The following is a 23,570-nucleotide window of genomic DNA, read 5'->3' as shown; positions in this document are numbered from 1 at the left end:
CGGTGTCCGGGCCGGCCACCGTCGACGGCTTCGTCGGCGCCGCCGTGGACGCCGGCGCCACGATCCTGAATTCCGCCGGTGCTCTGCCGTGGGGCGGGTACGGCGGCACCTTCGCCGACCCGGACGGCTATCTCTGGAGTCTCGGCTGCAGCGCCCCGGGAACCGACCAGCCCTACGCCGAGTAGCCGCGGTCTTCTGCCTCACAGCCGTCCAGGACACGGCGATGGTCCGGTGTGGGACGCGGGAGCGGCGATCGGAGCCGGGCGGGCCGGATCCAAAGTGAGCCGGATCCGCGGCGAGCCGGCAGAACAACAGGAGAAAGATCATGAAGTTTTGGGCCCGCGTCGAGCCACTGGAGCCTATTGCGGGGCCTGGAAGTTCCGCCCGAGGTGGTAGCGGCGCTCGGCGGGGGCGCGCGGCCGCCAGTGACCATCACGGTCAACGGGCATTCCTGGAAGAGCAGGGTCGCCATCATGTGAGGCCGCCACCTGCTCGGCCTCAGCAACGCCAACCGGCGGGCCGTGGATGTCGCGATCGGCGAGGAGGTCGAGGTCGAGCTGGAGCTCGGCACTGAGCCGGGCGTCGTCGTCGAGCCTGCGGACTTCGCCCGAGCCCTGGGCGACGACCCCGTCGCCCGCGCCGCGTACGACAACCTTGCCTCTCGCGGAGGTCCACGAGGTATCCATCGAAGGCGCCTTCCCCGAACGTCTCCACCATGCATTGGTAGTCGCTGGGAAGGGGCGTGCCCACCTCTGCCTCGATCTGCGCCCAGTCGACGTCCGGCTGCTGTGGGGGAGAGGCCCAGGCGGTGATGGCGATAAGCCGCTCAACCCAGTCCTCGTCCCGGCCGGTCCCCCCTGGGCTCGGCAGCTGTACTCGTCGCGGTGCGGCCGCCAGCACGGGCCGGGCGACCCCTTGCGCGTCCCGCGCGGTCCCGGCGCCGATCCACTGACCTCCGTAGGCCCAGGCCTGGATCGTCTCGCCCCGGCCCCGAGGGCAGTGAGAAGAGCCGCGCCACGGGACTCGTCCACGGTCGGGTCCGTGGAGCCGTCCAGGACCAGGATCCGTCCTGCCCCGTATCGGTCGGCCAGCCTGTCCACGAGCATGTGCGGGTCGGTGTCCGGCGACAGGCGCAGGGATCCGCTCGGGGTGGCGATCTGTTCCAGCAGTTCGTTCAGCATCGATTGCGTGAGCTCCATGACGGACAGGAAAGCGCACTCCACTGACAAAGGGCGTTGAGCCCCTCGTCGATGGCAGTCGGTTCAGGTTCAGTGGCACAGGGCAGGGAAGGTACGGAGCCGATGACCCGGGGGGAGGCGTGTGTCCAGACTCCCGGGTGCGAACAGGGGCCGCCACACCCCCGTGGCGGCGGCCCCTTCCCGGTTCAGCGCAGCCGGGTTGCGGCGTAGGCCTCGATGGCGGCCCGCTGGTACGCGGCCAGGCCCGGCGCGATCGACTCGTACGCCGCGCGCCAGTGCTCGTTCTCCACGCAGGTACGCCCGATCGCGCAGTACTCCTCGGCGGTGGCTGCCCGGATCCGGGCCAGCGTCCGGTACTGGGTGTCAATCTCGGCCTGCACCTCATCGGCGCCGGCGGGCCTACCGGTGGCCAGCAGCTCGGCCAGCCGGATCATCTGCGCCGTGCGCTCGCGCTCGTCGGCCTCGATCTCGGCCTTGCTCAATGCCGAGGTGCGGCGTTCGGCGGCCCCGACCAGCTCCGGGAAGTCGCTCAGGACCTTCATGCACCGGGCGGGCCCGATGCCCTCGAACAGATTTTCCGGCCGGCTGATGCTGATCATGTCGGTGCCGTCCTTCCTGGACTGTTCCAGTTCGGTGATCGTGCGGGAGACGGTGCCGGCCAGGGCATCCAGCCGGTCGCGCTCGGCGAGCAGCCGACGGTGGTGGCCCCGCAGGGCCTCCAGCTCGTCGACCTGCGCGGCCAGGATCCGGCCGATTTCAGGCAGTCCCAGGCCCAGCTCCCGCAGCACGAGGACCTGCTGCAGCCGCAGCAGGTGGCGCTCCTCGTAGTAGCGGTGGCCGTTGGTGCCGATCCAGGCCGGCGGCAGCAGGCCGATCTCGTCGTAGTGCCGCAGTGTCCGGGCCGTCACACCCGACATCCGGGCGACCTCCGCTGTCGGCCAGGCCGTCGCCGCCCCCACGGATTGCTTCACAGGGCCGGAATCTCCGGCCCTGTTCAGAACGGTAGAGGCTTCCGCTGCGGCAGCTTCAAGCCGGACTCTCAGGCTTCCAGGTCGCGCCGATCGGCGACAGCGGTCAGTGATCACGATCGGCCGTGCTGGCAGAACCCGACGCTGCCGAAACTCGTGAGCGTTCTCGTCCGGTCCGGACGGCGTGGTGCCTCCCGAACCAGTGTCGAAGTGCTGACTTTTCGCGTGAACAGAATCAACTACCCCTGTAGGGGGGTGAGGGTGAGTGACCAGGCGGTGAGGCAGTCCACCTCGATCAGCCCGGGCCCGGGGATCTCGACCGTGCCCCTGTACGGTCCCAGGGACACGTACTCCAGCTGCTGTTTTCCGCCGTCGGAGGAGCGATGGTGGAGGTACGCGTAGCCACCTTTATGGACCTCGAACCTCGCTTTCACGGCCGGTCCGCGGTATTGCAGGACGTCGGGGTGCTTGCCGTGTGCCGCATCGCTGAGCTCGGCGCAGGTGGTGGACGGTCGGAATCCCAGCTTCCAGCGCAGGAGGCCGCCGCCCCCTCCTGAAGGGGCACGGAGCTTCACATGGGTGTACGCCTTGGGGACGACCGCGCGTACGCGCTGGCGGGAGTTGTTGAGGGTGCAGAGCATGTCCCCCTGCTGCAGCCGGTCAAGGGTGTCGACGAGTCCGTAAACGAAGTACGACGACAGGACGTTGCCCTGTAACTCCAGGATGGTCGCCGTGCCGTCGGGCGCGTGGCTGACCGGCACGCTGGCGCGACGCCAGCCTTGGTGCGGCAGGTTGATCTTGTCCATGGTGTCCAGTGTCGCAAGGCGGTGGGCGGTGCCGTCAGACAGCCCGGCCTCGCCTCAGTACTCGGCCTTCGGCGAGAAGGCTGGTTCGTTGGTCACCCTTGCTCGGTGCGGGCGCCGATCCGGTGCACGGTGTCACGTCGTGGTCCGGGAAGCGGGCGAACGCCTCCTTGCCCAGCAGCAGCCCCAGCAGACCGTCCACGTCGTTGTACCGTCCAGCTCCCGCAGCGCGCCAGCCGGGTGGTGACCGATCCCGGTGGGGAGCGTGCAGGTGTAGCGGTCCGCTGGAAGGACCAGGTGGTGCCGTGGGCCTCCAGGCGCTGGGCGCGGGCCGTGCTGACGTCGGATGCGGAGGGCTGGATCGCCACCGAGGTGGGCGGCTCGGACGGCGGCCCCGTCGAGCAGGGTGCCCACGCTCGCAGATGCCACCGCGCACATCGTGCGGCCCGCCGAGAGTCACTCTCGCCGGGTCCCTTCCTGCAGGCGCACGCGCGCCCGTACTCAGACTTCACCCGGGCACCGGAGGCCGCAGGCATCACGCACGCGAAGCGGAATGCGCGCGGAGCGTCAGCAGGAGCGACTGCTGATGTCCGTGCCCACCGCCGGGCAGCACCGCGAGACCGGGCCGGGCACAGGGGAGGCAAGCGAACTGCCGACCAGGTCGCCATGTCCAGTACAACGAGTAGCCGAGTTGCCACGTTCCGTTATCGCCTGGGCGTGGTCACGGCTATGCTCGCGGCGATGACGCAGTGACGTGCCGGTCTTTCCGGGGCGCCCGCCACGGTCAGCCTGCCCTTCCGGGGGGCTGGTTGGGGCGCGGCCCCCGGGAGCACCGGGTGGCCGCGCCCATGGTCAGCCCTCCGTCGAGAGGGTGACCGGTGGGCGATGCCCACCCCGGGAGAAAGGCGCAGCACGTGCGCCATCGAATGAAGAAGGACCGGTCTCGCCTACGGGCCCGGCTCTACCGGATCTACCGCTGGTCAGCGCCCATGCTGGGCGCCACCGCCATTGCGGCACTCCGGTGGTGGCTGGAGGCGAAATGACCCGGCTGTAGCCCCTCACCATAGGTACTGGTGAGGGACTGCATGCCGTAGTTCCTTCCAAGGAGCCCGCCAACCGTGCCCGCGGTTGGTGGGCTTCGCAACGCCCGTCGGCCGTGCCTGGATGGCCCGGCCTCGGCTGCCCGGCCTGGCGGACGCCGCTGATACCACGCCACTACGGTACCGGCTTTTGCCTCGATCAGCAGGAGAGGCTGGACGATGGCCAGGCGTCGGCTCGCCGATACGCCCGCCGGCGCCTGCCCGGTCTTCGATGGACAGGCAGCGTTCATCGATACCTCCCGGGCGGACCGGGAAGGAAGGCTGGTGATGGATCATGCAGCCACCTCATCACCCTGAAGAAGCCGGGAGCATGCGTACCGGTGCTCATGGTGGACGGGCCGGGATACTCAGACCCGGGCTGCGCCTCGGTCAGCTGCTGGCTGCAGCGTTGTCAGTGGCTCCCTCTAGATTTCCGTCTCATGAGTTCTTCCCTGAGCATCTACCTGCTCGACGTGACCGCTACGCGCGCCTTGGTCGGATCCCGCGACGATCAGCTGCTTGAGGTGATCCGCACCAATTTCGGGGACAGCCTGGCCCGCGACGACGACTACTTCAGCCACGCCATCAAGGAAGGCGCCCCTACGGCATACGAGGCACTGCGCGCCGTCGTCTACGGCGGCCCCTTCAGCGACGACCAGGACCACGCCTTCCAGTACGGCTACGCCTACGACCGGCTGTGCTCACTGACCGGCTCGTTCCTGGACAACTCCTGCTTCACACCGCACCGGGGCGACTGGCTGTCGGTGGTCGACCAGGGCCTGACCGCCCTGGGCATCACCGCCGTGTCCGTGGCGGCGCTCAGCCACGGCGGACTGCCCGACCCCCTGCCGTACACCTACACGCCGAGCTGCGGCCAGTGGACGCACGAGGCCATCACCCAGGCGCTGGAACAGTTCGAGGCCACCAAGCGGGCAGTCGACGAGTCGGGGCAGGCCCCGCCGCTGGAGCCCGAAGTCGTCGAGGCCGTCATGCAGTGCCTGGGCTGGATGCAGCACGCGAAGGCCCGGCCCGGCTTCGGCATCATCGGATTCCGCTCCTGAGACGCAGCCCCCGCACACGGGCCGGATGACGACCGCTGCATTCCCACACGTCCTTGCGCCCTGGAGCGGACTGCGTGACAACCCGGGACATGCGTTGAGGAGCAGGATGAACGGGGCGGCCAACAGCGCGTACTGGAGACGGGTCATCGCGAACGTGGTGCGGCCAAACGGCTGGGCAGCAGGGCGGCGATGATGCCCGTTGCGGCCAAGGTCGCCGTCACCGGCCGGCACCATCTGACGCTTCTGCCAACGCTTCGGTGCACCGGTCGCGGTTGTCGCAGAAGGTCGAGGCTGTCTCCATACCCGCCACCACCGGGATCGCCACCATGAAGACGTGCACGAGGAGGACGAGACCGATGATGGCCGGGCGTCGGCCCATCTGCCTGTACGCCGGCGCCCGCTCGGCCTCCGGCTCAGGACGAACGGCATCCGACATGCCTCCCGGCCGAGCCGCGAAGGGTGGGGGAGCGGGCGGTTGCGTCGGTGGACAGGGCAGGGACGACCTCTTTTAGTGCGGGGTGGAGGGCGGCGACGCTGCGGAGGATGGCGTTTCGGAAGAGGATCGTTGTTGGCGGCGTGTGTCGGCGTCACCGCCGAGGGCGCGACCGGTGCGGCTGGTGAAGAGTGGACCGCGGAGCCGGCTCGTTCTTGGAGGTGACACGAGAGAGCGGCTCGAACATGGCGTACCTGCTGATCGCCGCGCACTGCCGGTCGGCACGCGGGCATGTCCGAGAACATGCTCCGGTCGTATCTGCAAACCAGCAGCGGAACCCAGCGACCGGGCCCCAGCACGACAAGCGGTGCACTTGCCCTGGCTTTTGGGCGCCGTTCGCCCAGGAATCGGCCCGGAAGCGGACCGGCGCTTGCATGGGCACCACGGTGCGCGACAGGACGGACGGCTTCCTCGCCCAGAAGGTAAAGATCTCCTGCGCTGGTGCGATTCCCCGTCCGTCCTGTCCTTTTCTCCGAACGTGCTCACGGTCCTGTCGGCGCGTCGTAGGTATGAGCGTCCTCGTGCGCGGCGGCCACGGCTTGGGTCCGGCCCTCGGGTGGCTACCGGCAGATAGGTCTCATGTGACGTTGCAGGACCCGCTCTGCCAGCTCCGGCCGCTGCGGTCGCCCCAGGAACGGATGCACCGGTCGAACGAGAAAGACTTGGTGAAGCTCAGGACCGACACCGTCCCGGCCATGCCGAACTGCTCGACCCCGATGGCGTACTTGTTGTTCCACACTGTCCGGCCGATCGTGCGGTGGGACTTGGAGTCGTAGATCACCGTGCCGGCGCCGGTGTTCTGGGTGTACGCGTTCATGATGGCCATGCGCCACAGCGAACTGCCGCTGAGACACCACTTGCCGGTGTAGCCGTAGACGGCGAACTTCACGTCGCCCTTGACCGGGAACCAGATGGAGAGCGAGTCGGTGAACTGCTTGCTCCAGCACGTAGGCGCCTTCGCCCCCGTCCGCAAGGCCGAAGGGTCACCCCCCGACCTCACGTACTCGTCCACGCTGACGCGCTGCGCCCCCTGCGGTCCGGCGTGCGCGGCCGCCGCGGGCACCGCCGACAGGCCCGCCGCGGCAGCGACGGACACGAAGGACACCACCGCTGCCGTAGTGCGGGTGATTCTCATGAGACCCCCAGGTGCTTAGCGAACGGGCATGCGAACGAACGTTGCCGTGCAGCCGAGATGCTGAGGTCTCCGGGGCCCCCGGACAAGAGGAACCGCACCCGGCGCCCTGTCCGGGACTGTCCCGGACAGGCCCGGACAGGAAAGGCGCAGGCCCCGGGCACGGGCCGGAACCGGATCATGCCCCCGGGGCGGTTGCTCTCACGGCCGCGGGCGGCCGCTTGGATCCGGCCGCGAACCGCAAGCGGCTCGGCCGCTTCGGCGGCCGCCCGCCGGCCTTCGACGGCAAGGCATACAAGCAATGGAATGCCGTCGAGCGGTGCATCAACAAGCTCAAGCAGCGGCGCGGGCGTTTCGGGCTTGTGGATAACGTCAGTGCGAGGGGTCAGAGGCGCCGTGCGGGTGCTGCAACGTCCGTTCGCCCGTCGGCCCGGCTACGTCGAACGCGCCAGCTCCACATGGTGTGTCCCATGAGAGCCACGGCGACGACGCATGCTGCTACGCGAGTCACGTTCCAGGTGATCACGAAAACTGTACCCTGCGAGACCGTCTCTGTACTCAATCGCTGCGTGGCTTCGAAGAAGGCGATCAATGGAACCAGCAGACGGAACGGAAGGCCCCCGACTCCGGGCGTCCGCGCTATATTCCCCAGGAGTCCCACTGGCGCACCAAACACGAAAGCCGCTAATCCCCACACACGAACTTGCCCCTCAATGGAGGCGCCGGATTCCATTCCGGCCGGAATGGAAGTGGCGGGTTCCATTCCGGCCGGAATGGTGGGGTTCGCATCCTTGAACAGGTAGTACATGACCACGCCGATAGCCAACCCCGTAGAGGACAGCAACGCCGACTCGATTTTCGATCGACGAAAATACCCTACCAGGAACGCATAGCAGGCCCAGGGCCAACCGCTGGAAAAAACGATACTCAAGGCAACGCAAACGGGGTTATCCCATTTCCCGGCGGCGGGGCCCACTAGGCCAAGCAGTAAACCCACCCCGAGAGATACAGTGACCGGAACAATGCGAGCATGCGTAAGGCGCATGGTTTCCCTTCCCCGGTTCAACGGGTAAGTCCGAGCGGGAGGTGGCGCCACTCCGAGGATGCGCGGGCGGCCGATCACACTCTGAGTGGCGCACCAATCTACCGAACCCACCGGGGAGTTATCCCTTGAATCGGAGAGATCAGAACCTAATCGACGCTGTAGTAGGTAGAGCAGGTGTAGGCAAGGCCGGCAGTGAGGTGGGCGTTGGACGTCTCGTCGGCCGCGGCGTGATCACGTCGCGTGTTGCCTGCGATCTTCACTGTGGACGCGTGCCCCCTCGTCTTGTGCCAGTAATTCGAGTAGCAGTACTTGTTGAATACGCCGGGGCTGACTTCTGTCGTGTACCAGCCGTAACACCAGGTGCCGCCGCTGGACGGCTTGACGCATGCCTCCGACGGTCTGGCGGAGTTCGCCGAAGCGTCCGTTCGGAACGTCGCCACACCCCATTCAGAGGGATTGCCCAGCCCTGCGGGCGGCTGGGCACCGTCCCCGCGGTGGTGGACAGTAAAGGTGGCTCCGGAGGTGGCGGCGCCGGCAGTTGCGGGCGCGTCCGCGGTGGCCGGCGCCGCAATGCCTACAGCCGCAATGGCTGCGCCCGCGACGGCGAAAAGGATGGATCTACCGGTGAAGTTCACGTAATCCCCTCCCTTGAGTTCCATGCCTGAGAACGGGAGAGATTCTCTGTTGGCTCGTGCCTGCTTGTAAAGGGAATTGAAGCTGCTGGCTCAAACCCAGCCGATCCGTATGCCATCGTCTGGATACTTCTTCATCCGCCATCGCCCGCTTTAAGGCGATTAGTTCGCATAAGATCGCTCAACCCGGCGCCTCAGTCATCCATCGCCTTCAGTTCTGATCGGTGGCCGATATCCGACCTGCGTCCGTTTCAGTTGCGGCGGTGTCCGGATCTTGGCCGGGACGCGAAAGGGCCTTCTGGGCTGAAAAGACGAGGGATTGTCCAGGCTCTCTGTGGACCCCGTCCGCTCAGCCGGGCCGGCATCCACCTGGGAGTGCCATGGGCCTTCGCGGTCGACGACCGGAACCGCCTCACCGAGGCCGAGCGGGACGGCGCCCCGGCATCGTCTTCGGCATTCCCGCCGACGCAGTGACGGCACGCCTGGTCGGAGGCTGGTGGCCGTACAAGGACATCGCCACCATCGACGCCCCTCGCCCGTCTCGCCGCCCCGCTGCGCTTGGTGGTCACCGGCACCCCGCTCGACGAGAGATGCTGGCCGGGCCCGCAGTCGGCAAGAGGTAGTTGTGGCGCGCCTTCGCGGCCAGCGCATCACACCATGGACAAGACACGCGGAGAGGCCGGGTCCCCCCGGAGGAACGATGTCTCGCCCGGGCGTAGATGGACGGCTGAACCGAGAGGCTCGGCCGCCAGGTCGGCGCGGCTCCGCCGGCGGGCTGTTGAAGCCGAGTTCAGCCGTCGGCCCGGCTCACCCACCTGTCCGCCGGGATCTGCCCAGCCTCTGGCGGACGAGCGGCCTTCCTCGTTGCTCTTCGCCGGACCGGGGAGGAAGGCTGGTGGTGGGTCATGCTGCCACCTCACCATCCTGGAAGAGCCGGCAGACTCCTCGCCGGTGCTCCGGCGGTTCTTCGCGGGCTGTCCGCTCTGTCCGAGGCTGCGCCGCCGCGGACTCGTCGGAAGGGCACTGCGGGACACGCACCGGCCAGGCCACCTCGACCGAACCCAGCGAAAGGAACTGCCCCACATGAAGGTCCTCGGTTTCCCCACAGAAGCCTGGCCTGCAAGCCATGGCTCCGTGGGCAGCATCCGTGATGCCGTGGGGGATGCGCCCCGCCCCGACGAGCAGGAGATCGCGGCCTACCTTCGCGGCGGGCACGTGCTCTTCGCGTCCATGGGTGTGGTGGACGATGTGCTGGGATCGGGCGAAAGCATTGTCGGTGGCGGTTCCCTGTTCACCGACGGTGAGTGGGTGTGGCGAGGAGATCTCTCGTTCTACGTGACCACTTATCACCTGACTCTGCCGGACGAGTTCGTCGGCCGGGCCCGTGCAGCGGGCTTCCAGGTGCCCCCAGCCGGTCATGAGCGCCTCATGGAACTGACGGACGCGGTGCAGGCACTCCGGTCGACGAAGTAAGCGTGGCAGGTGCGATGCGGTGCCCCGAGGCGGCAGACGGCAGGCCGTGATCGCTGCTGTGACGGTTCAGGGGGATTTGGGATCCGAGTAGCGCCGTCCACCTCAAGGCCGTTGCCGCTCAAGCGGGGGAACCTGGAAGAAGTACGCCTCCGGTGACCGCACACGGGACCTCCTCGGCTGTCAGGGTCGCGTCTGCGATCCGCAGCTGGCAGACGGACTACTGAACGGAGTCGTGCCAGAAGGCGACGGTGGCCCGCGGATTCCAGGCTTCGGGGTGCTCGTGCCCCTGTTCCTGTTCCGGGGCAGGCAGTTATCCGGTGGCATGGCCGCGCAGCCGATGCACGGCCTGCTGTGCGGGCTCTTCTTCATGAAGATCGGCTTCGGCCACGGCATGGTCAGCGGCCCGCTCGCCGACCTGCCGCTGGCCCGTGTCCCGCACGAGAACGCCGGAGCCGCCTCCGGTCTGTTCAACACTGCCATCCACCTGGGCATCGCCCTCGGCACCGCGCTGACCGCCCTGGTGTTCGTCGCCACCGTCGGGGGGCTCGCCTGCCGCCGGACTCGACCGCGACGTGTTACTCACCGTGCTGTTGTGGGTCGGGAGCCTCCTTGCCCTGATGTGGGCCCTGATGTTCTGCTGCCAGGTCCTCGCTGTCTTCGGCGGCATCGGGGTCCCGGATGGGGAGCAGGCCCTGGCCGGGGCCGCGGGCGGCGATGTGGAACAGGTAGCGGCCCAGGAAATTGATGTGGCGGTCCTTGAGCGGGGAGAGGCGGGCGACGTCCTCCTCCTTGATCTCGTAGCCCTCGGCGCGGAACCGGCCCGGCGGCGTCCAGGTAGCGGGCGTTCCCACAGCACCACGGCATTGAGCACCCAGGCCGAGAGCGGCGAGCTGGTCCTCTTGGCCCTCGTATGCCTGGCGGATCTGGTTTCGGCCGCTGTGGCAGAGCGCGCGGTCGAGCCGGTGGCGGGACTCATGCACGGTGAGCTGCCGGTTCATCAGGTGCCGATAGTGTTCATCGACCGGTTCGACCGGTTCGACTGGTTCGACCGGTTCGAGCAGGTGCATCGTCTTGTCGATGCGCCCGTATTCGGCGAAAGCAGCCCCCAGGGGGTCGGGTGCCCTGCGCAGCCGAACATTCGCAGCAGGTCATAGGCCCTCACCTGGTGGTGGATGAACGACCCGGCCACGCGGAGCATGTCAGGCCAGGGCATGGCGATCTTCTTCAAGTTGACCTTGTTGGCAGGCCACGTCCTCCAGCGGCCCGTATCCGTCGGTCGGCTCCTCGTATCGGGCAGGTCGGGCCGCCAGAACCGCTGATCCGAGAGGTCGCGGAAGGGCGGGGCGAAGCGGAAGCCGGGCATTGTGACAGGCCGAACGCCATGGCGGAGTGCGAGGCGCTGTCGGTGGCCACCGTCTCCGGCTTCACCCCGCGTCGAGGTTCAGCAAGGTGTCCAGGGTGTAGAAGCTGTCGCGTGGGGACCATCGTGGCGATTCCCGCGACCTGGTTGTTGATGGCGTTGAGCCAGGTCACGCCGCGTTTCTAGCCAGCTGCGGCAGCATCGCCAACCGCTCCCGTTCCGGGGCCCGCCGCGCGGACTGATCAGTCTGTTCGCCATCAGCAGCGTGAACGTTCATCTGCCCGGGATCGGGTGCGGCCTGGCCGGCGGCACATGGGACCACGTCGAACCGCTCCTCACCACTCACCTCGCCGCGCCCGGGATCACCACCACCGTCCACGACGTTCCGGTACTCAGGTCTGCGCTCCCGGCGATCTGAGTACGGAGACGGATATGGGGCGGCAGACCGGATTCGTAGTGTCGTTCGTATGGAGAACACCAGCACCGCTGCCGCTTCCGTCGCACCCGCACCGGGCCACCGCCCCGGCCATCGGCGCCGGCGTACGGCCGCCGACTGGACCGGGCTGGCCGTCCTCGCGGTGGTCGTGCTGGTCGCCGGCGCCTTCGTAGGGATATTGGGGCCGCTGTTCGCCATCGCCTGCGACTCGTGCCAGGACGGCATCCGGGGCCCGCTGCGCTTCGGCGACGAACTGATGGCCGTCGCGACGAACGCGGTGCCGCTCGCCACGCTGGCAACGGTGGTCGGCATCTTCCACCCCCGAGGCGGCGCCCGGGTGAGCGGCATCGGGCTGGGGGTGCTGACGTTGCTGCTGGTCCTGATGCTGGGTCTCGGCCGGTTCACGATCTGACACGGGCCGGCCCGGCCGGGGCGGATAGCCTCCCGGCATGGGACTGGACAGGACACAGGGGGAGCAGCGGGTCGTCGGGGAGCACGCCGTGGACGCACGGCTGGCCCGCATAGCGGCCAAGCTCGCGAAGGGTCCCCGGCGGCCGGACCGGGGAAGTCCGACGGTCGAGGACACCGCGTGGCCCCCGAGCTTCGCTCCACGCCCCCCGCTGGCACTCGCCGAGGTCGAGGCGTTCGAGGAGAGGCACCAGGTGTCCCTGCCCGGTCCTTACCGCCGGTTCATCACCGAGATCGGCGACGGCGGGCCGGGCCCGTCCCAGGGGCTCCTGCCCCTGTCCGAATGGGACCTCGGCATCCTCGAGGTGGAACCAGACATCCTTCAGCGGCCCTCCTCGATGGGCCCTGACCGTGAATACGGCCGGAACTGGTGGAGCGAGTATTGCGACAACGACGAAGACCTCGACCGGGGCGTCATCACCGTGGTGAGCCGCGGGGGTGCGGACTACACCTTCCTGATCATCAGTGGTCCCGCCCGTGGCCGCCTCGCCTACGTCAATACCGATGGACACGTGCCGCCTTACGTGACCGAGGATGCCGACTTCCTGTCGTGGTACGAGCGCTGGCTGGACGAGATGGCGGCCGGCTACACGCTCACATGTTTCGGTGAGAACATTCCCGGCAACCAGGAGGACCTCCTTTCCCTCCTCGGGTCCGACCAGCCCGCCGCCCGCCGGGCACGCGCGGCCTGGTCGTTGATGTCCCTGCCCCGCTTCGATCCCGAGGGCACGCCCGCACTGCTCACCTCACTGCGCAGCGATCCCTCGCCCGCCGTCAGAAGCCGGATCTGGCAGACGGCCGGAGCTCTCGGCCTCGAGGTCGTCCTGCCGCTGGGCGCGGACGCCCTGCTGGACACCGACCCGGATGTGCGGGGCGCGGCACTCTGCGCCCTGGATCAGCTCTCGCCCCCCGATCTGGTCGGCCTTGTCCGTCCTTTGCTGAACGACCTCGATTCCGAGGTCCGATGGGCCGCGTACCGCATCGTGGTCAGGTCGGGTGCGTTGCGCATCGGCGATCTGAGGACCTCGCTCGGCAGCGATGACGCGAGGGTGAGAAGAGACGCGGCCTATCGCCTCAAGCATCTCGGGGATCCGGGCCGTGGAGAGCTGCTGCGGGCCGCCCTCACCGATCAGGACGCAGAGGTGCGGAGGTACGCCGTCCAGTCGGTCCGCGCACTGGAAGCCGTAAGTCTTCTGCCCGTGCTGAAGCGCATGCTCCGCACAGAGGTGGACAAATGGGTCCTGGCCAATCTGCGCTGTACGGTGCCCGAGCTCGAAGCGGCTGAGGGATGAAGGCATGACGGTGCGTCCCCGCCCGGCGGGGGCGGGCCGACAGGCAAGCCGCCACCGACGTCGAATCATGCTGGACGGCGAAGCAGTCCCGTCAATCGGGGCGGCCGGCCCGGGTGGCGGCGGCGTGACGCAGCGCCTGCCCGAGCTCGTCACCGATGCCGGTGGCGCAGTCGGGCCCGAGGTGTGTCGGGTGGGGAAGGACCTGGCTACGCCGTAGGTCTCGGTCTCGGTCAGCATGCCGTGGCCGATGCGCGAGATGATGTCCGGTGCCGGATCCCACGCCTCGCGCACTCGGGCCGTGACGTGCCGGATCAGCCCCTCGTTCCGCGTGCTTTCGTTCGGCCGCGAACACTTCATGATGCAGGGCCACCACCTCGACAAGCGCCCGGGCCGCCGGCGTGACGGCCCGGTCTTCGTCACCAGCCCCGGCGACCCCCTGGTCCCGGCCTACACCGCTCCGGACTTTGAGGACGTGCCCGCCCTGACGGGGGAGCTGATCGACTGGCTCAACACCGGCGACCTCGACGCCCCGGTCCACGTACGGGCCTCCACGGCGCACCTGAACCTGGTGAACATCCACCCGTGGAGGGACGGCAACGGGCTCATGTCCCGTGCCGTCTCCACTCTCATCTCCGCCCGGGAGTCTGAGAGCCTGCTGCCGCCGGAGTTCTCCTCCATCGAAGAATGGCTCGGCCGTGCCCAGATCACCTACGCCTACTACCGCGTCCTGCAACAGGTCGGCGGCCCCACCTGGACCCCCGAACGCGACACCCACCCGTGGATCCGCTTCTGCCTCGAAGCCCACCACCGCCAGGCCCCGCAGGCCCAACGCCGCACCGACCTACTCTCCCGCGCCTGGATCCACCTCGGCGAAGCCGCCGAGCGCGACGGACTCGACGAGCGCGTGGTCTACGCACTGCTGCCGGCCATCTGGGGCTCGAAGGTGCGCCGCACGGTCTACCAGGCCGACGCCGACCTGTCCGAGCAGCAGGCCATCCGCGACATCCGCGAACTCATCCGCCTCGGCTGGCTCGAAGCACAGGGCCAGGCCCGCTCCCGCTACTACGCCCCAGGCCCTCGCATGGCGAGCGCGCAGGACCAGATTCGGCAGGCCGCCGAGCCGTACGCGGACCCTTACGCGCCCCACCCCTGACCAGGCACAACCACGCGGACGGCTCCCAGTGCTACTTTTCGCACAGTACTTGGCAGCCCCTCCCCTGCACCACTTTGCGACTACTCTATGCGTGGGTGCATATGCGCCACGTAATCGGGAGCTGGCATGAGCGAAGTGGTCTTCTTTTCCGACGCCAACCACAAGGGCAAGAGCGCCGCACTCGGTCCTGGCCGCCACGTCCTCGATGAGAGCTTCAACGACACCATCTCTTCCGTGCGCGTCCCGAAGGGGTGGACCGTCACGCTGTTCGACGGCCGCAACTTCGACGGGGAAAGCCTCGCACTCAAAAGCGACGCACTGAGCCTCGGCAGTGGGATCAACGACCGCACTTCATCCCTCATCATCGTTGACGGCAACAGCAACGCCGTCGGGGACGACAGCAACGGGACCTCCCCCACGACCCAGCAGCAGGCAGTGGGTAATGGCGCCTCGAACCAGTCCAACACGGCGCAGGTCAACGGCAGCGCATTCTCTGACATCGACCAGTCCAACGCGAATGTGGCCGTCAACTTCTCGGAGCTGTGGTGACACTGCCTCACCAGCCTGAGTAGAACGCCGCGAACACGATCGCCACCAGGACGACCCCCATGACGATGACGAGGGCTATCACCGCGTCCCCCCGCGCCGGGCGGTGACTAGGGTGTGCCAGCGGTCGCGGGTGGCCTCCTCGCCGTTCAGCCACCGTGCAGGTGGGCCCGGTCTGGCGGGGAGCGGGCGGGCGGCCATGAAGTGGGCGATGGCGGTGTAGTAGGAGTAGTCGCCGCCCTGCGTGACGTCTTCGAGCCGGGAGAGCGCGGTGTCCAAGGCGGCGCTGGCATCGCGGACGGCGTGGTGGAAGGCGAGTGCGAGGTCGAGCTCGTCGTCGGCGCGTTGGGGGTCGGTGAAGGCGGTGACGAAGGCGAGCTGGGCCTGGGCGGTGGCGCGCTCACCGGCGATGCCGTGCTGCTCGGCCTCGGCGCGGGCGGTCTCGTAGGCGGCGGTGGCGCGGTCCATGGCTCCTTGGGTCCACCAGATGTCGCCGAGGGCGCGGTGGTGCCGGCCTTCCCAGCCGAGCGTACGGGCCGTCTCCAGGGCGGTGGGGAAGTCCCCGGCGAGGCGGGCGAGGTGGGCCAGGCCGCGGCGGGCGGCCGGGGCGAGACGGCCGCCCGCCGGCGGCGACGCGCTGCATCCCCGCACGGGACGCGTCGCTGCGCCCGAGATCGCGCTGGGCCCTGGCGAGACAGTAGGTCGCCATCTCGGTCAGGTCGGCGGGGAGCAGGCCGGTGTCGATGACCGCGGTGAGGCGGTCGGCCGTGCGTGTGCGGTGTTCGTGCTGGCGGCGGGCGAGGGCGGACAGCAGCTCGACCAGGGCATCGGCAACCGGGTGTATCCCGCTGGCGTCGGCTTGTCGGGAGCCGGCGGAGCGAGGGGCTCCCACACGGAGTCGCCGACGTAGGCCCAGGCGGCCTCGGCGAGCCAGCCCAGGCTCAGGCGGTGGTCACGGGCAAGGCGCAGGCCCTGGCGCAGGCAGCCGATCAGCAGGATGTGGCTGGGGGCGAGCGTGCCGGTCCACTGGTCGCCGAGCGCGGCGAGGGCGCGCTCGGCGGCCTGGCGCCAGTCGTCGGCCGTCCAGCGGTCGTCGGTGTGGTCGGCTGCGGTGCGGATGGTGGAGCGGATGGCGCCGTGGAGGGAGAAGGGTCACAGGCCGTACGGGTTCTCGTCGACGAAGGGCCGTTCGGTCAGCCGTTGGGCGACCGCCTGGTGGGGCAGGCCGGCGGCCCGGGTGGCCAGGGTCAGGTCGAAGGCATCGAGGAGCGCGACGGAGCGCAGGACGTGGCGTTCGTCGGCGGTCAGGTCGGACAGGGTGCGGGCGATCAGGGCAGGGAAGGCGCGGTCGAAGTGTCGGCGGTGGGGGTGCGGCCGGTGCGCCGGAGTTCGAGGAAGCGTGCGATGGCCAGGTCCAGGTGCAGGGGCAGGCCGTGGGAGCGGGCGGTGATCACGGCCCGGATGTCCGGGATGATCAGGGGCTGGCTGTCGCGGGAGAGCCGGCGGGCGAGGGTAGTCGTCGCAGTCCTCGGGGGCGAAGTCGCCGACAGGATCTGCCGACCTCCGACCGTCGGGGTGGGTGCGGGCGGGGTGTCGCGGCGGCCAGGCCGGGCCATGCCTGGGGGCCGGTGAAGTCGAGCTGGCCCTGCAGGGCCTCGTCGGCCCACTGCAGCCGGGCGCGCCCACTGATGATGAACAGGGCGTTCGGCATCGGCCACACCACCCGCTGGAGGAGGCGCTCGAAATCGCGATGGGTGCGGTCGCCGATGTCCTCGAAGGTGTCGAAGAGGATCACGGGCACGACGCGCTTCTTGGCGGGCACCTGGGCGAGTTCCCCGTGCACGAGATCCTGGGCGGCATCGAGCAGTCAGTCCATGACTTCACCAATGCCGAAGCCGTGCTCGCCTAAGCCGAGCAGCGGCGTGACCGAACGCGGCAAAGCGTGCTGGAGCAGGTGGAGCGGTTGCGGAACGAAGTGGATGCCGTCCATTCTCCGGAGTTGATCGAGGTGCTCAGGCATCTCGCGGAAATGGCGGGTGGAAAGCCTGCGGTCCCGCATCGTTGCTGAGGCCCGGGTACCGGCGCGCGCCATGGACTGGCGCGCTGTGACCGAGCTGGTGCTGGCCTTCCCGCCGCTGACCCAGAGGGCGAGCCGCGGCAGCACTACAGACCAGCAGGAAGGTGTCTGGCGGGGCTGGGAGAACGCGCGGGTGATTCGCAACCGCCTGATCGCGGCCGCCCCTGTCGGCGACGACGTCATGGGTGTTGCTGTCGGCGAGGCCCAGCTGCTGGTGGACACTGCGCTGCGGGTCGCCGACTGGGACACAGCCCGCACCCGCGACATCGTCGCCCCGATCACCCGGGAGCCGGCGCTCGTCCTGCTCACCAGGCTGAACCGCGAGGTCCGCGCCACCGCTCAGGCCGCCCGGGAGCGCGTAGATGCCGCATACCCGGAGGACTACGAGCTGACCGAGGACGAAGAAGCCGAGGTGTGGCGCGACACCGGCCGGTGAGAACCCCACCGGCCGGGTCGGGCAGTGCCAGGACGGCTCGCCGGACGCTCGCTCGGAGCATCGGCGGATGACGTCCGGCAGCTGGCGGGGCGGCTGGGCCTCAGCGGGTCGAAGTGGGGCTTCGGGAGGTTGGCTCGAGATTCTTTCGAAGGACCGCGACGGGACCGCCTCGGTGTCAACTACCTTTGTTTTCCCGGCAGATCTGCTTGCCTGGGGCCAGGGGGAAGCGCATGGCAAGGTCATTGAGGTGGCTGGTCACGGGTCTGGTCATCGCGTGCGCGGCAGGATGGGCACTCGTACAGCTGTTGCGGGGCGGACAGGACGCAAGCAGCACCTCCTCCATCGTATCGATGGTGTTCGCGGCTGTAGGTCTCGCTGTCGCGCTGGCCGGTTGGGAGGCTGCGCGCAAGGCTCTCCCGCAGCCGGAAGACGCGCTGAAGTTTGCTCAGAGCGCTGCCGAAACTTTGGCGAAGAAGGTTCTGGCAGCCGAAATGAAACAGTTTCGCGCCCTAGTAGGCAAGGACGAGGAACAGCTCACTCTCACCTTCACCCGGCGCCCTCGTGACGAGCTCCCCGGCAGAGGCCCGGAGCGTGGACAGGTCGAGGGGAGCGGCCCTTCGGCAGACGCCGGCCTGCCCGGCATCGCCGCATATTACCGGGCCTGCTCGAAGCCACGCCTTGTCGTCACAGGCGCCCCTGGCGCGGGGAAGACGGTGCTGTCAGTGGCGTTGGTGCGCGATCTCATCAACCAGCGTACGCCGGACGACCCCGTGCCCGTACGGGTGCCACTGGCAGAATGGGACATGAGGGTTCCGTTCGAGGAGCTCCTGATCGGTCATGTGATCAGGGCCGGTACCACCGAGGAGCGGGCACGATGGATGGTGGGTAACGGGCTCGTGCTGCCCATCCTGGACGGCTTAGACGAGATGGACCCTGGCCTCACCGACGCGAACGGCGATCCGGTGTACGGGCCGGACGGGCAACAACTGCCGGACCCCCGAGCCCCGCGCGCCCTGGCCGCATTGAAGGTGCTCAGCAACCACGGGGGCAAGGTCTCGGAGTTTCCGTTGGTCCTGATGTGCCGCACGGCTCACTATGACGCCCTGCCACGGCTGGAACGTCTGCAGCACGCGGTCGGCGTCGACATCGGCCCTCTGAGCCACGAGCATGTTGCGGCGCATCTGACGACGGCGTTCGAGGATGAGGAGCGCTGGCAGATGTTCGCCCATGGCCTGCCCGCGTCCGAGGTGCTGCGGGAGACCCTGGCGACGCCGTGGTGGCTATTCCTCGTCAAGGCCGTTTACCACCGGCGCGGTGACCCGTCGGAACTCTTCGCCCACTCCACGGTGCGAGCGCTCAAGGACCACCTGCTCTCCCTGTTCATCCCAGCCGTCGTGGACCTTCGCCCGCCGCGCTACGACGCCGAGCGGGTCCAGGACTGGCTCGCAGTGATCGCACACCACCTGCACAGCGGCCCCGCTGCCGGGGAACGCGTCGACATCCACCGCCCACGGTTGTGGCCGATCGCAGGAGTCGACCGCGTGCGCTACGCGGACGCTGTGGTGGCCGCCCTCAGTTTCCTCGGGCTCGTGCTGCCTTTGGTGCTCGTCAGGGACAGGCCGGAGTCCTGGCTGCTCGCCGCCGCCGGGCTTGGTGCCGTGCTGGTAGCGAGGGACGTCGCCGCGCAGGGGGGTGACTTCCCGATGTGCGTACCTTGGGGGCGGATCTTCTCGGGGGCGACACTGCGCCTTGTCATCGACACGGTGCCGGCGGGGCTCGTACTCGGCGGGCTAGGCGGGCTGATCGCCCTCCCCGTCGCGTGGCTCACCGACGTGCTGGGCTTCGCCTCGGTCGTCTCGTTTCTGCCCGCTCTCGCCGTGTTCTGGTCGGTCCTTATGGGCGTGGCGATCGTGCGAGGAACGGCCGTCACCCACACCTTCACCGGCACATACCCGCCTGATGTCAATGCGGCCGTGAGATGGCGCTACGTAGTGAGGGGCGATCTCCTCTTCGGGTGCGCCGTGTTCGTCATTGCCGGGCTCTCCATGACAGCGGCCTGGTGGGTGATGTCCTTCTCGGACGTGCTGGTGCTCTCGTCGGTGCCGGTCTTCGACGTGCTGTCCTTCGGCCTGATGGCTGCGGCTCTGCGCGGGGTGTCGTCCTTCGGCGGCGGCCGGAGGTACTTGGTGTTTCTGCTGTGCCTGCGCGGCCGACTCCCTTATCGGCTCGGACGGTTCCTGCAGTGGGCGCACGAGGGCGGCCTGCTGCGTGCCTCCGGAGGCGCGTACCAATTCCGGCACCGAGAGTTCCAGCGATGGGTGGCCGAACGCACGTAGCCCAGATAGTTGCTGTGAGCCTCTCCGGCGCTTCCACCAAGCCTCAGGCGGCGACCACCGGCGGCATCGTCATCGACACCCGAGCCCGCATGGGCTGCACGGGGTCTCAGTAGTCCTCGCCGAAAAAACAATGCTAGGCCGATAGGCGCAGGTCAGCGGATGTTCAGTCGGCCGGTGCCGCCGGTCCGGGGAGTGCTGCCGTGCTGGTCGCCTCGGCGAGCGCGATGCGGCTGCCCTTGAGCTCGGGGACGTATTTGTAGATCGTGTTGCGGCTAACGTGCGCTCAGGGCCGACCACCCGAAAGTGGCCGGCCCTGAGCCTGCCTGGTCAGGATGCGCTTGCCGAGCCTCCACCGTCCAGGACGTGAACGCGCTGCCGAGCACACCGAGCGACGGACTCACTTCGATCGCACCGGGCGCGTAGCCGATAGGGCCGCCACTGAGCGCGAAGGAAAGCCGCGGGCCCAGCCCTCAGCTTGCGAACAGCTTCTGAAGCTCTCCAGACGAGTGCTTCTCGCTGACGACGTCGGCGCCGCCGACGAACTGCCCCTTGTGAAAGAGCTGCGGGATCGTCGGCCAGCCGGAGAACTCCTTGATGCCTTGGCGGACCCCGGGGTCCGTAAGGACGTTGACCACATGAAAGTCGACGCCCATCTCCTTCAACAACTCGACCACGCGCGCCGAGAAGCCGCACTGAGGAAAGGCCGCCGTCCCCTTCATGTAGAGCATGATGTCATGTGCGGCCAGCGTGTCGTCGATCGTCTGCCGCGCCTCTGGACTGAGACCTTCCTTCGCCATACCGCCGATTTGAGAAAGGCAGGTATCGGCGGACAACCGAACGTACATCCACCCATCGGTACAGACGAAAGCGCACCCCCTACAGGCAGGCGGGGCGCCGGGCCCACCCGACCCAGCCGACCGAACATCCGCTGACCTGTGTCTATCGGCTTAGCGTTGTTTTTGGGCGGGGGACTACCGAGACCCCATTTCTCCCCCGTGATGCGCGCGACGGGCTGCCGCCTGCGGCGCCACACACTCATGCTGCCCGACGGCATCATCGAACACATCGGCTTGGCCCAGGGGCGGAAGGACTTCGCCCTGCCCGGCCTGGCCACATCCTGACCCGCTCCACGGGGCGGTCGGCGCTCATCGGCGGGAACCTCCCCGGTCCCCGCCCGGAGTCGGCCGCCCCGCCGCGATACTGCGGCCATGACGACCCAAGCACCGGAACCGTTCTCCCGCATCAAAATCCGCACCGGAGCGGTCCTCTTCTGTGGCAACGACGTCGCCCTCATCCGGCGCGACCGCCCCGACTCCGTGCACTACACCCCGCCGGGCGGCAACGTCGAGGCGGGCGAGGATCTGATCAGCGCCCTCCGGCGCGAACTTGCCGAAGAACTGGAGCTCGACATGGCCCAGGCGAGCGAGCCCCAACTGCTGTGGGTCGTCGACCAGCGGGTATCCCGTCCTGGCTCCACCCCGGCCCCGCGCAAGCTCCACCTGCTCTACCGTCTCCACATCGATGAATCCGCCCGTGCCACCCTGGCCACCGAGGAGCACGACGAGCTGGAGGACGGCACCCACGAGACCGGGGTCATCGAGTGGGTGGACTACCGCAAGACCACTGATCTACCGATCTTCCCGCCCATCGGGGCGGCCCTCGCGAGCCTGACCAGTCCTCACGCCACCGTGACCAACGCGTCCCTGCCCGCAGTCACGGACGAGAACTACACCTGGATCTGACCCCGGGCGTGCGACACATGTCTGGCTACGGTCGCCAAAGGGCCCAGGCGGGAGATGCACGCCGGTCAGCGGCAGCGCACCCTGGGGGGCATGAGCAGGCGGTGGTCCGCCCTCGACCCGGTCGTGTGGGGCACCGAGACGTCCATGAGCGCCGAGGCATCCCCGCTGCGGACCGCCCCCGTGCGGCGGGATGGGAACGGGACGCGGTTGTTCTCCTGGACGACCTCCGCACCGCCCCTGCACGCTCGGTACCGTTCGGAGTGGCGCTTCCGATCGGCTCGGCCCGAACCCCAGACGAGCGACAGGGAGCTGACGTGACGACCGTGCGGCCCAGCGAGCAGATGCGTGACCTCGGCGTCGTGCAGTACGGCGCTCCCGTCCTCGCCGAGGTCGCCCGGCCTTTCGACCTGCCCGCCGAGAAGGACACCGCCGAGCAGACCGTCGAGACGCTGTTCGCGGCGATGGAGCGGATCGCGCGCGTGCACATCACCACCCGCTCGCAGGAGATGGACGAGCAGTTCGAGGGGTGCCTGTCGTTTTTCGACGTCCGGGGCATGGTCCCGCGCCCCCTGACGAACACGGTGGTGACCACCGAGCCGGACGGCACCGAGGTGACCACGGTGTACGAGCGCGGGCTCGCCCGGCTCGTCGCCCACGAGATCGACCACCTCGACGGTCTGCTCTACACGGCCCGCATGCGGGCCGTGTAGAGCCGATCCCGGTGGAGGAGTACCGGCAGACCGGCCGCGCGTGGGCGTACGACCAGTAGCGCCGGTCCCCGGCATGATCGTGGTCATGGCAGTGAAGAACTGGGTCGAGACGGGCGTATAGGGGCTCCTGCCCGCCACGGCGAGGACGGCCTGGTGCACACGCGCACGAGCGGCAGCGTGCGGACCATCGGCCTGTGCAGCCTCCGGCAACCGTCCAAGGGAGTCGGCCGCAGCAGCGGGCCGGACTCCCCGTGGACACCCGGCTCGCGCGGGCCGGCCTGCACACGCTCGGCGTAGTCAGAACCCGGTCAGCCCAGAGGAACTCCGGTGCACGAGCGCCCTCGGCGTTATCGTGGCCGCATGGACGAGAAGCGAGCGCTTCGAGTCGTGGACGCGTTGCGGCAGCGGGGCACGGATGCCTACCTGGCCCGCGAAGGCGTCTACCAGATCGGCGTGCGTGTGGTCCTGCGCGACGGCCGCGAGGTGGTCTGGGACACCGACGACACGGCCGGCCTGGAAGCACAGGTCATGCGGGACGGGGTCCTCGTCGGCTTCGTGCCGTGCATCGAGGGTTCCGAGGACTTCGACGTCGACCAGACCGTCGACGCGATCGTCCGGGCCGACTACGACCAGCCGATCGCCCGCGAGCGGCCCACCGCTCCACCGCCGTCCACCCCGCTTCCCCGGGAAGGCGGCGTCTTCCGCCGCTTCCTCGGCGGATTCCGCGAGCGCTAAGCCGTAGAGCAACCACCCCGGCCATCAGAGTGTGAAGTCCGTGCCGCGCCGGGCACGCCATCGGAACGCCTTCGTGCTGAGGGCACGCATCGCCTGGGCCTGCCAATCCACCGCCGGTCGAGAGATCCTCTCCCGTTCCGAGGTCTACCGAGCCGTCGTCAAATCCCGCCACCAGACCCTTCACCACCTGCGCCAGCTCACAGCCGGCGAAGTCCTCTCACGCCAAGAACACAAGGTCGCACTGAAGATCCTTTTGAACCACTGCGGGCGCAGCACCGCCCCGTGGGCTGCGCTCGCCGCCGCCATGACCTCTTCGGCGAGCTCCTCGACTCTCTGGGAGATGCCCCCGCACGGGCACAGGCATCCCGACCGGTTCTTGACCTTGTCCCTGGGA

Annotated in this window: 26 protein-coding genes and 3 pseudogenes; 17 read left to right on the top strand and 12 right to left on the bottom strand. The window is 68.6% G+C overall.

Features of this window, described 5'->3' with window-relative positions; translation table 11 throughout:
- The first annotated feature begins 2 nt into the window (after nt 1-2).
- Nucleotides 3-185: a VOC family protein gene (locus LE181_RS02495; RefSeq protein WP_225659210.1), complete on the top strand. Its 183-nt coding sequence runs from the start codon at nt 3-5 to the stop codon at nt 183-185.
- 204 nt (nt 186-389) lie between these two features.
- On the top strand, nt 390-479 hold the full coding sequence (locus tag LE181_RS02490) for a DUF1905 domain-containing protein (RefSeq protein WP_308103054.1): 90 nt from the start codon (nt 390-392) through the stop codon (nt 477-479).
- 905 nt (nt 480-1,384) lie between these two features.
- Here LE181_RS02490 and LE181_RS02485 read toward each other — a convergent pair.
- Together LE181_RS02485 and LE181_RS02480 are read right to left on the bottom strand one after the other, a co-directional pair.
- Nucleotides 1,385-2,170 carry a MerR family transcriptional regulator gene (locus LE181_RS02485; protein WP_308103050.1) on the bottom strand — a complete coding sequence of 262 codons (786 nt, stop codon included), beginning with the start codon at nt 2,168-2,170 and terminating at the stop codon, nt 1,385-1,387.
- A 236-nt stretch (nt 2,171-2,406) separates the two neighbouring features.
- Nucleotides 2,407-2,973: a hypothetical protein gene (locus LE181_RS02480; RefSeq protein WP_225659208.1), complete on the bottom strand. Its 567-nt coding sequence runs from the start codon at nt 2,971-2,973 to the stop codon at nt 2,407-2,409.
- Between the two features lie 1,516 nt (nt 2,974-4,489).
- Here LE181_RS02480 and LE181_RS02475 point away from each other — a divergent pair.
- Nucleotides 4,490-5,110 carry a DUF7691 family protein gene (locus LE181_RS02475; protein WP_225659207.1) on the top strand — a complete coding sequence of 207 codons (621 nt, stop codon included), beginning with the start codon at nt 4,490-4,492 and terminating at the stop codon, nt 5,108-5,110.
- A gap of 217 nt (nt 5,111-5,327) precedes the next feature.
- On the opposite strand, the gene LE181_RS02470 is transcribed toward LE181_RS02475, so the two are convergent.
- The gene (locus LE181_RS02470) at nt 5,328-5,546 is read right to left on the bottom strand and encodes a hypothetical protein (RefSeq protein WP_225659206.1); all 219 of its coding nucleotides are present in this window, start codon (nt 5,544-5,546) and stop codon (nt 5,328-5,330) included.
- A 634-nt stretch (nt 5,547-6,180) separates the two neighbouring features.
- Nucleotides 6,181-6,699, bottom strand: coding sequence for a hypothetical protein (locus LE181_RS02465; protein ID WP_225659205.1), 519 nt, complete (start codon nt 6,697-6,699; stop codon nt 6,181-6,183).
- A 275-nt stretch (nt 6,700-6,974) separates the two neighbouring features.
- On the opposite strand from LE181_RS02465, the pseudogene LE181_RS02460 reads away from it, so the two are divergent.
- Nucleotides 6,975-7,085 (top strand): annotated as a pseudogene (locus tag LE181_RS02460) (IS5/IS1182 family transposase); the annotation flags it as partial.
- An 841-nt stretch (nt 7,086-7,926) separates the two neighbouring features.
- On the opposite strand, the gene LE181_RS02455 reads toward LE181_RS02460, so the two are convergent.
- A complete protein-coding gene (locus LE181_RS02455) occupies nt 7,927-8,439 on the bottom strand; it encodes a lactococcin 972 family bacteriocin (protein ID WP_225659204.1) in 513 nt (170 codons plus the stop codon).
- A 1,056-nt stretch (nt 8,440-9,495) separates the two neighbouring features.
- On the opposite strand from LE181_RS02455, the gene LE181_RS02450 reads away from it, so the two are divergent.
- A complete protein-coding gene (locus LE181_RS02450) occupies nt 9,496-9,885 on the top strand; it encodes a hypothetical protein (protein WP_225659203.1) in 390 nt (129 codons plus the stop codon).
- 310 nt (nt 9,886-10,195) lie between these two features.
- Here LE181_RS02450 and LE181_RS02445 read toward each other — a convergent pair whose 3' ends face one another.
- Together LE181_RS02445 and LE181_RS02440 are read right to left on the bottom strand one after the other, a co-directional pair.
- Nucleotides 10,196-10,468, bottom strand: a complete 273-nt coding sequence (locus tag LE181_RS02445) for a hypothetical protein (RefSeq protein ID WP_225659202.1) — start codon at nt 10,466-10,468, stop codon at nt 10,196-10,198.
- Nucleotides 10,461-11,248: pseudogene (locus LE181_RS02440) on the bottom strand (Tn3 family transposase). Before LE181_RS02440 ends, LE181_RS02445 begins: the two are co-directional and overlap by 8 nt.
- A 262-nt stretch (nt 11,249-11,510) precedes the next feature.
- Here LE181_RS02440 and LE181_RS02435 point away from each other — a divergent pair.
- The 6 genes and pseudogenes from LE181_RS02435 to LE181_RS02415 all read left to right on the top strand — a co-directional run bounded on the left by LE181_RS02435 (nt 11,511) and on the right by LE181_RS02415 (nt 15,143).
- Complete coding sequence (locus LE181_RS02435; RefSeq protein WP_225659201.1) at nt 11,511-11,663, top strand: macro domain-containing protein; 153 nt, start codon at nt 11,511-11,513, stop codon at nt 11,661-11,663.
- Nucleotides 11,664-11,712: 49 nt separating this feature from the next.
- Entirely contained in the window at nt 11,713-12,093 is a 381-nt protein-coding gene (locus tag LE181_RS02430; RefSeq protein ID WP_225659200.1) for a hypothetical protein, read from the top strand.
- An 88-nt stretch (nt 12,094-12,181) separates the two neighbouring features.
- Complete coding sequence (locus LE181_RS32375; protein WP_225659199.1) at nt 12,182-13,441, top strand: SMI1/KNR4 family protein; 1,260 nt, start codon at nt 12,182-12,184, stop codon at nt 13,439-13,441.
- A 247-nt stretch (nt 13,442-13,688) separates the two neighbouring features.
- On the top strand, nt 13,689-14,594 hold the full coding sequence (locus tag LE181_RS02420) for a Fic family protein (RefSeq protein ID WP_225659198.1): 906 nt from the start codon (nt 13,689-13,691) through the stop codon (nt 14,592-14,594).
- A 126-nt stretch (nt 14,595-14,720) separates the two neighbouring features.
- Nucleotides 14,721-14,879, top strand: a pseudogene (locus LE181_RS32570) (peptidase inhibitor family I36 protein); the annotation flags it as partial.
- Nucleotides 14,859-15,143 (top strand): hypothetical protein, encoded by a 285-nt coding sequence (locus tag LE181_RS02415; RefSeq protein ID WP_372458220.1) that lies wholly within the window; start codon nt 14,859-14,861, stop codon nt 15,141-15,143. The pseudogene LE181_RS32570 and the gene LE181_RS02415, both read left to right, overlap by 21 nt.
- A 78-nt stretch (nt 15,144-15,221) precedes the next feature.
- Here LE181_RS02415 and LE181_RS02410 read toward each other — a convergent pair whose 3' ends face one another.
- The 4 genes from LE181_RS02410 to LE181_RS32070 all read right to left on the bottom strand — a co-directional run bounded on the left by LE181_RS02410 (nt 15,222) and on the right by LE181_RS32070 (nt 17,130).
- Complete coding sequence (locus tag LE181_RS02410) at nt 15,222-15,791, bottom strand: hypothetical protein (protein ID WP_225659197.1); 570 nt, start codon at nt 15,789-15,791, stop codon at nt 15,222-15,224.
- Between the two features lie 677 nt (nt 15,792-16,468).
- The gene (locus tag LE181_RS32075) at nt 16,469-16,594 is read right to left on the bottom strand and encodes a hypothetical protein (RefSeq protein ID WP_263868324.1); all 126 of its coding nucleotides are present in this window, start codon (nt 16,592-16,594) and stop codon (nt 16,469-16,471) included.
- 20 nt (nt 16,595-16,614) lie between these two features.
- Nucleotides 16,615-16,983 (bottom strand): hypothetical protein, encoded by a 369-nt coding sequence (locus tag LE181_RS02405; protein WP_225659196.1) that lies wholly within the window; start codon nt 16,981-16,983, stop codon nt 16,615-16,617.
- A gap of 24 nt (nt 16,984-17,007) precedes the next feature.
- A complete protein-coding gene (locus LE181_RS32070) occupies nt 17,008-17,130 on the bottom strand; it encodes a hypothetical protein (RefSeq protein WP_263868322.1) in 123 nt (40 codons plus the stop codon).
- Between the two features lie 100 nt (nt 17,131-17,230).
- Here LE181_RS32070 and LE181_RS02400 point away from each other — a divergent pair, with 100 nt between their 5' ends.
- Together LE181_RS02400 and LE181_RS02395 are read left to right on the top strand one after the other, a co-directional pair.
- Entirely contained in the window at nt 17,231-17,653 is a 423-nt protein-coding gene (locus tag LE181_RS02400; RefSeq protein ID WP_225659195.1) for a hypothetical protein, read from the top strand.
- Nucleotides 17,654-18,003: 350 nt separating this feature from the next.
- Nucleotides 18,004-19,989 (top strand): NACHT domain-containing protein, encoded by a 1,986-nt coding sequence (locus LE181_RS02395; RefSeq protein ID WP_225659194.1) that lies wholly within the window; start codon nt 18,004-18,006, stop codon nt 19,987-19,989.
- A gap of 470 nt (nt 19,990-20,459) precedes the next feature.
- On the opposite strand, the gene grxD is transcribed toward LE181_RS02395, so the two are convergent.
- Nucleotides 20,460-20,834 (bottom strand): Grx4 family monothiol glutaredoxin, encoded by a 375-nt coding sequence (grxD, locus tag LE181_RS02390; protein ID WP_225659193.1) that lies wholly within the window; start codon nt 20,832-20,834, stop codon nt 20,460-20,462.
- A gap of 150 nt (nt 20,835-20,984) precedes the next feature.
- On the opposite strand from grxD, the gene LE181_RS32065 reads away from it, so the two are divergent.
- The 4 genes from LE181_RS32065 (at nt 20,985) to LE181_RS02375 (ending at nt 23,176) form a co-directional block, all read left to right on the top strand.
- Nucleotides 20,985-21,110: a hypothetical protein gene (locus tag LE181_RS32065; protein WP_263868320.1), complete on the top strand. Its 126-nt coding sequence runs from the start codon at nt 20,985-20,987 to the stop codon at nt 21,108-21,110.
- 87 nt (nt 21,111-21,197) lie between these two features.
- Nucleotides 21,198-21,731, top strand: coding sequence for an NUDIX domain-containing protein (locus tag LE181_RS02385; RefSeq protein ID WP_225659192.1), 534 nt, complete (start codon nt 21,198-21,200; stop codon nt 21,729-21,731).
- 314 nt (nt 21,732-22,045) lie between these two features.
- Complete coding sequence (locus tag LE181_RS32370; protein WP_225659191.1) at nt 22,046-22,441, top strand: peptide deformylase; 396 nt, start codon at nt 22,046-22,048, stop codon at nt 22,439-22,441.
- 360 nt (nt 22,442-22,801) lie between these two features.
- Nucleotides 22,802-23,176, top strand: a complete 375-nt coding sequence (locus LE181_RS02375) for a hypothetical protein (RefSeq protein WP_225659190.1) — start codon at nt 22,802-22,804, stop codon at nt 23,174-23,176.
- Nucleotides 23,177-23,570: the final 394 nt, after the last annotated feature.

Origin of the sequence: Streptomyces sichuanensis (assembly GCF_020328095.1) — a bacterium.
Lineage (GTDB): Bacteria > Actinomycetota > Actinomycetes > Streptomycetales > Streptomycetaceae > Streptomyces > Streptomyces cinnamoneus.
The sequence above is the reverse complement of the archived record's forward strand: the minus strand, read 5'-3'. Positions and strand labels throughout refer to the sequence as shown.